This is a genomic window from Pontiella sp. (assembly GCF_041622395.1).
Taxonomy (GTDB): domain Bacteria; phylum Verrucomicrobiota; class Kiritimatiellia; order Kiritimatiellales; family Pontiellaceae; genus Pontiella.
Genome location: NZ_JBFJYW010000072.1, coordinates 1 through 13,698 on the forward strand (window position 1 = coordinate 1; position 13,698 = coordinate 13,698).

The window sequence follows — 13,698 nt, forward strand, 5'->3', positions numbered from 1 at the left end:
ACGAACGGGGCGTCTAATCGGCGGAGGCGATGATGAGTCCGAGGGGCCGTTGGTTCTCGGTGGCGGTACCTTCGATGTAGTAGAGCAGTTTGCGGGCGTCGGTGCTTGGATGGCTTTTGGTCTCGAGCGACAGGCGTTGGGCGCCGGTGCTTTCGAACATTTGGAAGAACGGCGGATTTTTATTCGTATTGCGGTTGTAGATGGCGAAAAAGCCAAAATCGCCGCCGCGGTCGAGTTCCAGGGGGCGGGCGAGCCGCAGGGTAACGAAGCGGCCGTCGAGAATCAGGCCGTCGAGGGTGAAGGTTTCGGAATACAGCGGCTTAACGGAGGTTCCGGCATACACGTTGGCATCCGAAGTGGGGTGGCCCTGGCCCGTCGTCCACTGCGCTTCCGTTCCTTCGAAGATATACAGGGTGATCGAGGCGTTGTGGAACGTTTGGCCCCCGCTTTTCTTGAAGGTAATCGCGTTTATTTTCCAGCCTTTGTCTTTGTCGAGTTTGAACAATTGGCCTCGGGCATGGTTTGAGCTCTCGCTAATGTCGAACGCCCTTGTTTGGATGGATCCGTTGGGGTTGGATGCCACGATGTCGATGGTCGGCGCATCCTGGGAGCGCTCCACGGCGGCCAGGGCCAAATTCGCGGTCGCCATGGCCGCCACGATTGCGGTTGCTAGTCTTTTCATGTTTTTTCCTTTTTGGTAGCCAAGGGCTCTTTCGATTCTTCGATTCTGCCGAAAACCCTCGTTATCGGAAATCCGGGAATGGTTCATTTACTTTTCCAGGGTTATCGGTTTGTGAAATAGCGGTCGATGATGTCCTGCAGCGCGGCCTGCGCGGCCTGGCCCTGTTTTTCGGTGTACATCGGCAATTGCGCCTCGTACCAACCCGGGCCAAAGTTCGGGTTGTTGTTGCGACCGCTTACCCCATTCGGATAGACGCGCTTGCAGTGCGCACGGAACGCTTCGTTGTCCATTGGGATCACGGTCTTGTAGTGTTGCAGGCGGTCGTAGACGGCGCGCGAGGGTTTCAGACCTTCCTTTTCCATGGCGGCGGCGAGCCGGGAAGGATTTTCCGGGTGGATGCCCCAGAAGTGGATCAGTGGCGTCAGGTCGGCCCCGGCGGCGCGGGATAGGCGCAGGATGCGGTCGTCGACGGGGTCGTTGTTGTTGGGGACCTTCATGCCGGGCTTCCAGTTTTCGTTGTCGTATTTCCAGAAGCGACCGAGGGCGTCCCAGCCAAACAGGTTGACGATGTCCATGTATTTTCCGAAGCCGCGGTGCTGGTATTTGAATTCATCGCCGGGGCGGTTCGAATAGTCCATCTCGTTGCCCTGGCGAAAATTTTCGGTAACCATCCACATGACGGCGATTTCATCCATGGTGAGGTGGTCCATGTCGCCGATCGCATACCCGAAGGCCTTGTCGAGGCTCCAGCCGAATTTTTTGCTCAGGATGGCGGCGGTGGGCAGGTTGACATCCGCTTCGACTTCGCCGCGGAACTTGGAGAAAAACTGCGAGTGGCCCACTTCGTGGAACACGGTCCAGTCGGCGTACTGCGGGCCCTTGACCATCCAGCGATGCCGGACTTCCCCGGGGTTGTGGGGGTTGTAGGGATAGTTCGACTGCGGATAACCGGGGAAGTTGGCGCTGCCGCGCATGTTCACGTCGGGCTGCGTGTACAGCACCGTTTTCGAGCGCACCAAGGGGTGGCCGAACAGTTCCGATATGGCGTCCATCGCCTTGTCGAAGTCCGCCATCAACGTGACCGGATTTTCGACTTGGGCGAGCCAGGCCGTCGGGATTTGCATCATGAATTTGTCCGACTCGAAATCCGCCCACGGGGCCGGATGTTTTCGTTCGGTGCGGTTCCACTGGGCGAGCGTGGTTTGGTCGAAGCTGCGCGCCGAGAAGAACGGGGCGCGCACCACGTTCTTGAAGGCGATCGTCACCACGCCCGCGTCGGCTTCGTATGGAACCTCGATATAGATGCCGCCCCCCAGCGGATGGGCGATCAGCGTGTCGCGCTCTTCAATGGGGTAGACGATCGAAACGCGGTCGAGCCGTTTGATGGAGGGCTTTTTCGTCAAATCCCAGGAATGTGCGCCGACCCGCACCGAATAGCCTTTGTTGATCAGATCCTGCGGAACCCGGAGCACCGCGATGCTGCCGGGGGCCAGATAGCACCCGGTCGCGCGGCGGGCCGGGTTGTCCTGTCCGCTGACCGGTTGCCCCCAGGCCGTGGATTGCGAGGCGTTGATCTGGGCGGTTTCGACCGTGTTCGGGTTGGCCGGCGGCTCCACCGCACCCGGAAAATAGGCCGAGGTTTCGAATTTTCTCCCCGAGAGGATTTTTCTGAAATATTTCAGGTTGCGCGCGGTGTAGGTTTTGTCGATCAGCGCCTGCTGGAGCTCCAGCATCGCATAATGGAGTTCCAGCCCGTCCTTGGGCGTCCGGGGGAGCCCGTTGCGGGTGGCCGCGTTGAGAAACAGCGGGCCCTCTTCGCTTTCATACTGCTCGATCAGCTTGAACGCCGCCAGGATCTTGATTTGGTCGCTTTCGAGCCGATCGCTGCTGGCGAGGATGCTCCGCGCATCCTGCAAAAGTTGGTCGGAGTTCCCTCCCGCCATGGTGGCCGTTGCCAGCGCAAGGCCAATTCCGAGCAAAAGGGGAGCTCCATGCCATGTTTTCATTGTTTGTTCCTTGTTGGCGTTGCCGCGCCTGCGTGGGCTACTCGGACAAATAGACCCGGTAGAACGCGTTGGTTCGATCCATCTCGGCCGTCAGCGAGATCGCTTCGCCCGCGCCTGCAACGTTGGTGATTGTTTCCCAAATACCCGAAGTTAAATCCTCGGTGACTTCAAGTCGATAGGTTTTTCCGGCTTCGCCGTACCAGTTCAAACCCCATGCGGCACTGTCGGCTGCGCGCTTCAGGGCGATGTTGCCGATTTCCGTTATGGATTCGAGCTTGGCCAGCGAAACGCGGCTCATCGTAAATTCGTTCTCGGTGTCTTGGACGAACACGAAGAACTTGTAGGTGCGGGTGAAATCGAAATTTCCGGGAACCGTCCCGCTCACCGGTTCGCCTCCGTCGACGGCGTAGGTCCATTGGCTGTCCTGATCGACCTTCAAGGAGAAGACGTGGGTACCGGCCTCGAAGGCGATCGATGCCAACGCCGTCACGCCGGAACCATCGGAGAACGCCAGCCCTTGGTCCCCGTCGGTGGCCGTCAAATCCATGCCGATGCCATAAGCGACGCCGGTGCGCAGGAAATCGGTGAGATAGGCCTCGGCGTCTTGGCCCGCGAAGTCCGCCGCGGCATCCACCAAGCCAATGTTGACCCGGCTCGCGCTCACGTCCGAAACATCTGCGATGTGGTAGCCGACCTCCAGTTCGAATCCGTCCGACAGGTCGAAGTCGTTGAGGGAATAGGCGTTTCCGCGGTCGTTGTGGGCTTTGGCCTGGGGATCCAGCACGCCGTTGTCGACGAACGGGCCGCCCGCGCGGCTATAGGTCCCGAGGCCGCCGCCGGTGCCCGTGTTGGCCGCGAGCCCGTCGGCATCGAACGTATCGACGAGATAGTCCAGCTGCACGGGGGTGGTTGCCGAGGCGGCTTCCGAAGCGGCCGTCGTGTTCTGGTTCGTCGACGTGTCGCGCGCCCTGACGGTGTAGGCGTAGGTGGTGCCCTCCGCCAGCCCGCGATCGGTGTAGACCGGGCTTTCCTGCCAGCCGCTGTCGTGGCCGCCGCCCGCCGTGCAGGTGAAATAATATTCCACGCCGCTCAAGTCAAAGGCCTCGGCGGCCTCCATGGCGATCTCGGTGGTGGAAATCGCTTCCGGCGCAGCCGCCCAGGTCATCGGGTCGGGGGTGGGCAGGGTCCGGTCGTCGTAGAGCGCTTCCCCCCGGATCTCCAGATTGTCGAACAGCGAATCGTTGCTCAGGTTCGAGGCCAGGCTGATGTAGTTTTCGGCGGTTGCGCTCCAGGCGAAGGTTCCCGCGGCGAAGGCGGTGGAATCGTCGTCGAAATAGACGTGGTAAAGGACCGTCGAGCCCGCCTTGAAATCGGTGAAGGTGTATTCGATCCGCATCGTGGTCGGATCGTTCGGCAGGCCGCCGATCCGGGTTTCGGCGTCGTCGAGCAGCCCGTTTTTGTAGATTTCGAGCGAATCGGTGGTGTCGCGATAGGCCACCAGCAGGTCCGACCAATGGTCGATGCCGTTTGCGCCGGGTTGCGTCTCGAGCTCGGTCGGCGACTGGCCCACCCCGACCGACATCAGCCGTCCGCTTCCCAGGGTGGAATAGGCCGCGATGTCGATGCTGATGCTGAAGCCGCCCCCCGCCGCGATGGCCGCATCGGCAAAATTGTGGTCGGCGATGTAGACCAAGCCTCCGTAGGAACCATCCGCGGCCGGGCCATTGATGCGCAGTCGGCCGCCGGAGAGATCGAGCGTGACCTCGCTAAAGGTCTTCGCCGCATAGTTCAGCGCCCCGAGCGCGCCCGATTTCCCTTCGGTGGAGGCGTTCAGGTTGGTGCTGTCGGCGCGGTCGAAGGTGTCGGCGAAGAGGATGCCGGGCACGGCCAGCGTGGTTGCGGAGGCCGACGGCGAGGCCGCGGTCTGGTTGGCGTTGGCCGACTTGTCGCGCGCCATGACGGCATAGCCGTAGGTCGTCAGCTTCTGCAATCCGGCGTCGATGTAGACCGGGCTTTCCTGCCAGCCGCTGTCGTGGCCGTCGCCCGCCGTGCAGGTGAAATAATATTCCACGCCGGCCGGGTCGGCGGCGGTGGCGGCGGTCATGCGGATCGCGCTGCCGGAAAGTCCGGCGGGCGGGGTTGCCCACGCCATCGGGCTGGGGGTGGGGGCAATGCGGTCCTCCGCCGGATCGGCGGTGGCGATGGCGGACCAGCCGCCGACATTGTTCTCCCGGTCGCGGGCGCAAACCCGGAAGCCATACGTTTGCCCGGCGGTCAGGCCGCCGTTGGTCCAGCACGTGCCCGCAATCCAGCCGCTGTTGTCGCCGTTGGTGGTGTTCTCGAAATAATACTGCACCGGGGTCGATCTGTCGGTCGCCGCGGTGGCCTCCATCACGATCGTGCCCGAATCGTATGCCGCCGGCGCCAGCGCCCAGCCCATCGGATCCGGCGACGGCGGCGTGACGTCGTCCACGGGTTCGCCCTCGGGGAAATAGAGGGCGATGATCGCATCCAACCGCGCCTCGATGGCGGCGCAGGAATCGGCGTCGAAGGTGTCCCATTGGGCGGCGTGTTCGCTTTCGGTCTGAAAGCCATCCAGGCTGGGTTCGCCGTCCCACCACTTGAGGGCAAAGCTTTGGAAGGCCGCGTTGTTTGCCGGGATCATCCCCCGGTACGCCATCAGCAGCCGGTAGATCTCGATGGATTCGCGATGCGACCGGGAGCCGGTCGCCCCGGCTCCGGGATGAACCCCCCAGAAATGCAGCAGCGGCCGGATGTCGACCCCCGCCGCGGCGGACAACCGGTCGATCATCTGGTCCTCCGTCTCGTCCGCATCTTTGTCCACGCCGTCGGCCACCATCCCCGCATAGTAGTCGTTCACCGCCTGCCAGCCGAACAACCGGGCGATGTCGACGAACTTGGCGTGCCCCTTGAGCTGGTATTTCTTCTCCTTCTCCGCCATTTCGACGCCGTCGACGAAGTTGGGGCAGAGCATCCAGGCCACCGCCGTGTTGTCGACGGTTCGGTCGGCGTTGCCGGCATAGCCCAGCGACGAGCGGAACGAGGTATCCAGGTCGATGCCGAATCCGTTGTTCCAGATGGCGACGTGCGGCAGGTTCACGTTGGATTCCGTTTCGCCGTCGAATTTCTTGAAGAGGTAGGCGTGGCCCTGCTCATGAAACAGCCAGTAGGGGGCGGACTGCGGCCCCTTCGTGAAATGGTTCAGCTTCAGGCCGCCGTAATCCGTGTCGGGATCATAGGTGGTGTTGGCCGTCGGGTAGCCCGGGAAATAGGCGTTTCCGCGCATGATGACATCCACCTGGATGTACATGGTTTCCTTGCCGCGCTCGCGGGGGAAGCCCATCAGGTCGTTCATGGTATCCATGGCGTGGTCCCACTCGGCCATCACGCTCACCGGATCGTCCCAGTTGTAGATCCAGTCGGTCGGCACCTGCATCATGAACTTCTCGGTCTGGAAGTCGGCCCAGGGGGCGGGGTGGTTCCGCTCCGTTTCCTGCCACTCCGACAGGCTTGTAATATGGCCGGTCACGGTGTTGGAGGAATAGTAGGGCGAGCGCACGGCGCCCGTCAGCTCGATCTCAACCACGCCCGCGTCCGCCAGATACGGCACTTCGAGGTAGATGCCGCCGCCGAGCGGACTGCCCACCTGGATCTCGGTGCGGTCGATGTCGTAGACGATCGAAGAGCGGTCCAGCCGCTTCACGGTGGTTTTGCGGGTCTCCAGGTCCCAGCTGTGGGCACCCACCCGGATTTGGTATCCTTTGTCCACGATCGCGGGCGGCACCTTGACGGTGACGATGGTTCCCGGGGCCACGTAGTTGCCGGTCGGTTTTCGGGCGGCGGATGTGTCGCCGGAGCGCGGCCAGCCCGCCGTGTCGGGATAGCTCGCGTTGAGAATTGCCGTGTTGGTGGCGAGCGCCGGGGCGGCCACCGCGCCGGGGAAATGGGCGGAGCTGCCGAAGCGTTTGCCCGCCAGCAACGCCGCGTTGGCGGCAACATTGTCGGCGGTGTAGGTTTCGTCCATCAGCGTCTGCATCACGGTGTAGACCACCCAGCCGATCTCCTCGTCTGTCACCGTGTTGCGGTCAAAGCTTTGGATCGGACTTCCATCGGCCCAAAGCGCGCCCACCTCGTTGTCGTAGGCGTTTACCAGCTCGAAGGCGGCCGAGATTGCATTGGTGCTGTAGGAAAACAGCGTCGAGCCCGAAACGATCGTCGCCTTGCGGGTGGAAATCTCCGAGCCGCCCAGCGTCTCAAGCCCGAGAACGTGGCTCTTGAGTTCCGTCAACGCCGCAACCACGTCCGACTCGGTGTCGGCCGGGGCGGTCGGGGCCATCCATGCCAGCAACAACGAAAGGACGGTCATGGACCGCTTGGCGAAATCCTTCGCGCTCGGTGCTCGTTTTTTCCCGTGGTTTTTCATCCTGCTCCTTTGGGCCTATGGCAGCCGCGCGGGCTTTGATGCCATTATATCGTCCCAAAGGTAGCAAAAGAATAACTATACCCGCTTGTATGATTTGCTCATGCCTGTGTATGGCGTCTCGCCATGGTGGGCGGCGGGTTTAGTCCGCGGCCGTTTCCGACTCGACCCGCGCATCGGCCCAGTGGCCGAAGGCGCCTTTGCCGGTGAACTCCAGCATGATGAAATCCAGTCCGCTCACATCGATGTCCACCTCGACCGGGGCGTCGCTCTTGGCCATCTTTTCCTGTTTGAAGATTTCCCGTCCGCCGAACTTGTCTTCCACCAGCACGATGAAGGTCCCCTTGGCGTCGTCGGGCGAGGGGGCGTCGAGGCTGATCGACGCCTTGAAGCGGTCCGCGTTGCCCGCGAGCCGGTACATGACGCGCGATTCGCTTTTGACGCGCAGCCCGTTGTCGAACGTCGGCGCCTGGCCCTCTTTCATGACATAGTAGAGGTCGGCCAGACGGGTGGTGCCCTTGTTCATCACGGTGTATTTTTCCGGCGGCGTCGGGACCGGCCCCGGCAGGGGCGCGCCGCCCAGCGTGCCGACCCGGACGAAGCGATGCCCGTGCTGGGCGAGTTGCTCGGCCGTAAACGAGCCGGTGAAGGTGCCGAGCTCTTTGCGTTCCCAAAGGTCGCGGACCGGCTGTTCGCCGCTAAGGCCAATCTGGCTCCATTGGACGGTGACGTCGGTCGTGTTGGTGCCCTTGTTCAGGAGCAGCACGGCGGTGGTGCCGTCGGAGAGCGGCTTGTTGTAGATCTCGATCTCGTCCTGGTTGTAGACCTTGTAGCCCTGTTGCCCGCGCGGGTCCTGATTGACCGCAATCAGTTCCGGCGCGAGCAGGATCTGCTTGGTGGGGTCCGTCATCGTGCGCAGGTCGTTGCCCGCCATCAGCGGTGCGGCCAAGACGCACCAGAGGCTGAAGTGCACCTTGTCGTAGGCCGGATCCTTCAGGTTGCCGACCTGCAGCATGTCGGGGTCGTTCCAATGGCCGGGGCCGGCGAACTGCCAGAGTCCGTTGAAGCCGGGGTGGCTGGAGCCCGATCCGCCGGAGGTTTCGGCGCAGCGGTAAACCGAATTGATGCGCGGAAAAATGTCGCCGGAGGTGCGCCATAGCTGGCTGTAGTTCTTGCCGCCCCAGATCCACGCGCCTTGGCCGAAGTCGGAGATGCTCAGGATCATCGGGCGGCCGGTCTTTTCGATGGCGGCGCCGTAGATGGCGTAGTCTTCCGAGCTCAGGCGGCCGTTCTTGCGGGCATAGCAGGAGTCGAGCTTGATGTAGTCCACGCCCCAGTCGGCGAAGGACTGCATATCGGCCTCTTCGTGCTCGAAGCTGCCCGGCAGGTCCTGGCAGGTGACGTGCCCGCGGCACTGGTAGATGCCGTACTTGAGCCCTTTGCTGTGGATATAGTCGCCGACGGCCTTCATGCCGCGCGGAAACTTTTCGTAATCGGCGATCAGCTTGCCGTCTTCGTCGCGGACGTTGGCCATCCAGGCGTCGTCGATCACCAGGAAGTCGTATCCGGCGTCGCGCAGGCCCGTGCTGACCATCAGGTCGGCGGTGCGGCGGATGATATCCTCGTTGATCTCCTTCTCGAAGGCGTTCCAGCTGTTCCAGCCCATCGGGGGCGTCGGCGCCAACAGGCCCGGAACCTTGCCGGCGCCGCGCACGGCGCAGCTGGGGTTTTGTTGCGCGAGCGCAATCAGGGCATCGGCCATCGATTGGCCGATCAGCAGGTAGGACTCCGCGTTGCGGTTCCAGTGGTAGTTTTGCTTCGAGGGCGAATCCGCGGCATCGCGCCAGAACGCGGCCGTATCGACCACGGCCACGTTGCCGTTGAAGTCCGGGACGTTGGCCATGGCCTGCTGCGCCCGGATCAGCGCGTCGCCGCGCGGATCCTTGGCCTGCATGCTGCGCATCCCGGTGGTGGCGATGACAAAGGGCAGGTTGGGGGTTCCCAAATCGCGCCGCACGTCGCGGATGAAGAGCTCCATGTTGCGTTCATAGGCGGCGTTGAAGGGTTTGCTGACGCGGTCGTTCCAGCCCTGGTGCCAGCCGAAGCCCGCGATCTCGTAGCCCTGGCCTTCGTAGCCCGGAACATAGGTGCCGATGTCGGCAAGCACGTCGTGGACGCGCGCGAGCATCTGCACATAGTAGAAGCCCGTGTCCTTCGGGGCTCCGGGAATGTGCGCGTAGCCCGCTTCGCCGGCGGCGCTCGGCGGGCAAAAATCGACCGCGAGGCTCTTGCCGCCCCAGGCGGCTTTGATCAGCAGCACGTCGTTGTCGTAGAAGTCGCCGACGGCATGGCCAAACTGCAGTTCGGGTCCGATGGTGGTCGGCAGCGCGCCGAACCCGGCGGTCAGGCCGCCGGTTCTTGTTTTGTCGTTCTTGTCGGTGGAATAGACGAAGACATCGTTGCGGACGGTCCATTGGCCGTCTGCACCGGCCAAGTGCTTGTAGGCGGGTTTGTTTTCGACGACCCACTCGAGGTTGCCTTTTTCGCCTTTGGCGATCTCGCCGTGGCCATGCATGTTCGATTGCCCGGCCAGAATGAAGACCTTGACCGGTTTTTTCGGGGCGGCCTGCGCGCCCGCCGCAAGCAGGGCGACCGGAACCAGGAGGTGGAGTAGGGTGTTTTTGTTTTTCATCATATCCATTATTTTTTCGGTTCGAGGATCGCGGCATAGCCGCCGCCGGGGGCGAGTTTCAAGGTCAGTTTCGAGGTTGCGTTGACGGTCGAGGTTCCGATGTCGGTGTCGGTCGCATCCGTTGCGGCGTTGGGACCGTCCTGCCAATAGGACAAGCGATAGTCGCCCTGGCCGAGAAAGGCGAGGCGGCATTCGAGTTCGCGCGGCGTCCAGTCGGTCATGGCGCCGATGTACCAGGTGTCGGCCTTGCGGCGGGCCACGGCCAGGGATTCACCGACCTGCGCATGCAGTACGACGGTCTCGTCCCACGTGCAGGGGACGGCCGAGAGGAACGGCATGCACTCGGGATTCTTTCGGTATTTGGTCGGGGTGTCGGCCAGCATCTGCAGCGGGCTGAGGTAGACCACGTACATGGCGAGCTGGTGGCAGCGGGTGCCTTGGCTGCCCGGATTGCGGCCGACCGCGCGGAAGGTTTCCTTCGTGTAGTTGTCCATGGCGCCGGGCGTGTAGTCCATCGGGCCGGCGGCCATGCGGGTGAAGGGCAAGAGCACCGCCATTTCCGGCGTTGCGTTTTTGCTCCATTTGTTCTGTTCCAAGCCCTGCACCGATTCGTGGGTCAACACGTTGGGGTAGGTGCGGTGCAGTCCGGTCGGTTTCGAGCCGCCGTGGAAGTCGACCAGCAGCCGGTGCTTCGCGGCCTCGGCGGCGACCCGTTCGCAGAAGTCCATCATCAGCTGGTCGTCGCGCTGCATGAAATCGACCTTGATACCTTTGATGCCCCATTCGGCGAACTGCTCGAAGGCCGCATCGAAGTTTTGGTCCAGTGCGGAGGAGGTCATCCAGAGAATGACGCCCACGTTTTTGGCGGCGCCGTATTCGACCAGCCCGGCGATGTCCATGGCGGGGACGACGTCGAGCAGGTGTTCCGCGCCCGGAATGCTCCAGCCTTCGTCGAGAATGACGTACTGCAGGTTGTTGCTGCCCGCAAAGTCGATGAAGGCCTGGTAGGTGGCTTGGTTGAAGCCGGCCTTGAACCCGCAGTCGGTGATGTTGCGGAAGTTCCACCAGTCCCAGGAAACCTTGCCCGGCTTGATCCACGAGGTGTCGGCCAGGCGGGACGGCTCGGCCAGGGTGTACAGCAGGGTGGAGGTCAGCAGGCCGGCATCGTCCGCGACGACGAACGCGCGCCAGGGGAAGCTGCGGGTGCCGGGGCACTTGGCGAGAAAATTGCTCGGTTCGGCCACCGTCAGGTTGCGGTCGCCCTTGAGTTGGGTCTTGGCCGGGTAGGGCGGGAACACGGCCTTGATGCCGTTGCCGGCCGTGCCTTCGATCCAGAGGCCCGGATAGCGTTCCACGTTGACGTCGGTGAGCAGCAGGTTGCGGGTTTCATCCAGCTCGACCAGCAGCGGCGGGCTTACGGGTTGGCCTTGCGGCGCGGCGGAGAGCGGAATCCGGCTGAAGCGGCGTTCCTGATGGGAGTAGAATCCGCGCGGTTCCGGAATCGGATAATGCGCCTGAACGTCCTCCGCGAATGCAAGCGCCAGCTCTTCGGCGTTGACGATCACCTCGTCCTGGTCGATCCGGCTCTCCCAACGGTAGGCGGCGCCGTCGTCGTAGACGCGGATGCGCAGATCCACCGGGCCGTCGAACCGCACCAGGGTTTCGTTGCCGCGTTCGTGGATGCGGCCGGCAATCGTGGGCACTTCCGGAACGACTTCGCGGTCGATGACGCTCGTCGAAACCTTTTTGATCCCGTTCTTGCCGGGGTACTCCACCCCGTCGATCGTGATCGACATCGGAACGCAATCGACGACGCGGCGGCCTTCGATCGTGAGCGAACCCACGATTCCTTCGCCGGTTGGGTTGACGGCGAACGCGATGGTTTTACCGGGGGAGCTCGTGGTGTACGCCTTCGCCTGGGCCGCCGGCGATGCCAGGGCAGCCACCGCCGCCAAAATCAAATAATTCCGTATCATATGCATAAGCCTTTTCTCTTTAATCGTGGACTGAAAAACCTATCCGAGGCGAAATGGCCGCGTCTAGTAGAATCTGGGCATGCCTGTGTAGGTTCCGTCCGTTGTCGCCGCGCGCGGCCGCCCGCGCGCGGGCCTAGCGCCCATTGGCGAGACGCAGCGCGTTGCGGAACGGAAGCCCCGCCGCGCGGATTTTTTTCTGCGTTGCGGGAATGTCGTACTCCACGCGCCGCATGGTGATGGTTTGGCGGTCGAGATCGTAGATGACGTAGGCCGCCTTCGGGTTGCGGTCCCGCGGCTGGCCCACGCTGCCGACGTTGACGAGGTAGTGGAATCCCGGCTTGATCCGGATCGTTTTGTAGAACCCTTTATCGATGGCGGTGCCCTTGATGAAGGCCAGCGGCATGTGCGTGTGGCCGAAGAAGCAGACCTGGTTGAACTGGTTGCGGAAGTTGGCGTCGGCCGCCTTGCGCTTGAAAATATAGTTCCAGCGGTGCGGGTTGCTCAACGAGCTGTGCACGATCGTGAAGTTCTCGATGTCGAGGATCAGCGGCAACTGGCGCAGGCCTTTCCGGTCGAGGGCCGAGAGTTGCTTGCGCGTCCAGCGGATGCTCTTTTGCGCCATCGGCGTGAAGAGCTCCATCGATTCGTTGCAGGCGGCGTAGTAATCGTGGTTGCCTTGCACCATCTTGCAGTCGAGGCTGCGGAGGATCTTCAGGCACGCCTTGGGGTCGGCATTGTAGCCGACCACGTCCCCGGTGCAGGCATAGTGGGTTACTCCCTGTTCCTCCGCATCCTTCAGCACCGAGGTGAGGGCCTCGAGGTTGGCGTGGACGTCTCCTAAAATCGCATATTTCATTAAAATGATATTCCAAACTGTTTGAATTCCCCGGTCGCCGCTTCCCAGCGGATGCGCTCGTTCGCAATGTTCCGGCCCAGCCCGGAAGCGCGTATGGCGTTGTGCAGGTCGACCAGCTCCTGCTGCGGCCCCTCGGCCACGACTTCCACGTCGCCGTCCCAGAGGTTGCGGACAAATCCGGTAACCGCCAGCGGTTGCGCAACGCGGCAAACCGTGTAGCGGAAGCCGACGCCCTGGACCCGCCCGGAAAAAACCAGGATCAATCGCTTGTTGGTACCACCGGATGCCATGCGTTGTTTATATCCCAATCCTCGCAACACTTCAAAGTTCCAATAGTTGGAAAAAAGGGTTTTTCGTTCGGCCCGAAAATGCAGAATGGCGCCCGTGCGCATCCCGTTTTTTGCATTGGAGAGGAATGGCCATGGAAGAAAACCGTTTTGAACAAATGTACCGGGCGGGCAACCCGCCGTGGCATCATGGTGCGCCGGATGGCAATCTGGCCCGGATCGTCGAGCAATATGCCATCCAGCCGTGCCGGGTGCTGGATCTGGGCTGCGGCATGGGGAGCAATTCCATTTGGCTTGCCCAGCATGGCTTCGAAGTCCACGGGTTGGATCTGTCGCGGACCGCGATCGAAAGCGCCCGCCCGCGGTTGGCGGCGGCCGGCGTCGATTGCGACCTGCAGGTCGGCGACTTCCTGGCCGACGAGGTGGAGGGCGCTCCGTTCGGTTTTGTTTTTGACCGCGGGTGTTTCCATGGCATGGCGGAACCCACGGAACGGGCCCGGTTTGCCCGGAACGTCGCGGCGGTTTTGGGGCCGGGCGGGTTGTGGCTTTCGCTGATCGGCAACGCCGACGAGCCCCAGCGCGAGGTTGGGCCGCCGCGCTTGTCGGCGCGTGAGATCGTTCTGGCCGCCGAACCGCATTTCGAGGTTCTCCACTTGGTTTCCGGCCGGTTCGGCGACGCGCAGGAGAACCCGCCGCGGAACTGGATTTGCCTGATGCGCAAGCGCGCTAGCGTTCCGGGCGCGTGAAGACGGGCGCGT

At 62.6% G+C, this 13,698-nt stretch carries 8 protein-coding genes; 1 reads left to right on the forward strand and 7 read right to left on the reverse strand.

The window, feature by feature from the left end; genetic code table 11:
* Positions 1 to 13 precede the first annotated feature (13 nt).
* From ABYO54_RS05985 to ABYO54_RS06015, 7 genes are all read right to left on the reverse strand, one after another.
* The gene (locus ABYO54_RS05985; RefSeq protein WP_372807333.1) at positions 14 to 682 is read right to left on the reverse strand and encodes a hypothetical protein; all 669 of its coding nucleotides are present in this window, start codon (positions 680 to 682) and stop codon (positions 14 to 16) included.
* 101 nt (positions 683 to 783) lie between these two features.
* On the reverse strand, positions 784 to 2,688 hold the full coding sequence (locus ABYO54_RS05990) for a M60 family metallopeptidase (RefSeq protein WP_372807334.1): 1,905 nt from the start codon (positions 2,686 to 2,688) through the stop codon (positions 784 to 786).
* Between the two features lie 37 nt (positions 2,689 to 2,725).
* Positions 2,726 to 7,132 (reverse strand): M60 family metallopeptidase, encoded by a 4,407-nt coding sequence (locus tag ABYO54_RS05995; RefSeq protein WP_372807335.1) that lies wholly within the window; start codon positions 7,130 to 7,132, stop codon positions 2,726 to 2,728.
* A 139-nt stretch (positions 7,133 to 7,271) separates the two neighbouring features.
* Positions 7,272 to 9,830 carry a sialate O-acetylesterase gene (locus tag ABYO54_RS06000; RefSeq protein ID WP_372807336.1) on the reverse strand — a complete coding sequence of 853 codons (2,559 nt, stop codon included), beginning with the start codon at positions 9,828 to 9,830 and terminating at the stop codon, positions 7,272 to 7,274.
* A complete protein-coding gene (locus ABYO54_RS06005; RefSeq protein WP_372807337.1) occupies positions 9,830 to 11,797 on the reverse strand; it encodes a glycoside hydrolase family 97 catalytic domain-containing protein in 1,968 nt (655 codons plus the stop codon). Before ABYO54_RS06005 ends, ABYO54_RS06000 begins: the two co-directional genes overlap by 1 nt.
* 133 nt (positions 11,798 to 11,930) lie before the next feature.
* Positions 11,931 to 12,653 carry a metallophosphoesterase gene (locus tag ABYO54_RS06010; RefSeq protein ID WP_372807338.1) on the reverse strand — a complete coding sequence of 241 codons (723 nt, stop codon included), beginning with the start codon at positions 12,651 to 12,653 and terminating at the stop codon, positions 11,931 to 11,933.
* Positions 12,653 to 12,943 carry an acylphosphatase gene (locus ABYO54_RS06015; RefSeq protein WP_372807339.1) on the reverse strand — a complete coding sequence of 97 codons (291 nt, stop codon included), beginning with the start codon at positions 12,941 to 12,943 and terminating at the stop codon, positions 12,653 to 12,655. The genes ABYO54_RS06010 and ABYO54_RS06015 overlap by 1 nt, the downstream gene beginning before the upstream one ends.
* A 125-nt stretch (positions 12,944 to 13,068) precedes the next feature.
* Here ABYO54_RS06015 and ABYO54_RS06020 point away from each other — a divergent pair, with 125 nt between their 5' ends.
* Positions 13,069 to 13,686, forward strand: a complete 618-nt coding sequence (locus ABYO54_RS06020; RefSeq protein ID WP_372807340.1) for a class I SAM-dependent methyltransferase — start codon at positions 13,069 to 13,071, stop codon at positions 13,684 to 13,686.
* The last annotated feature ends 12 nt before the right edge of the window (positions 13,687 to 13,698 follow it).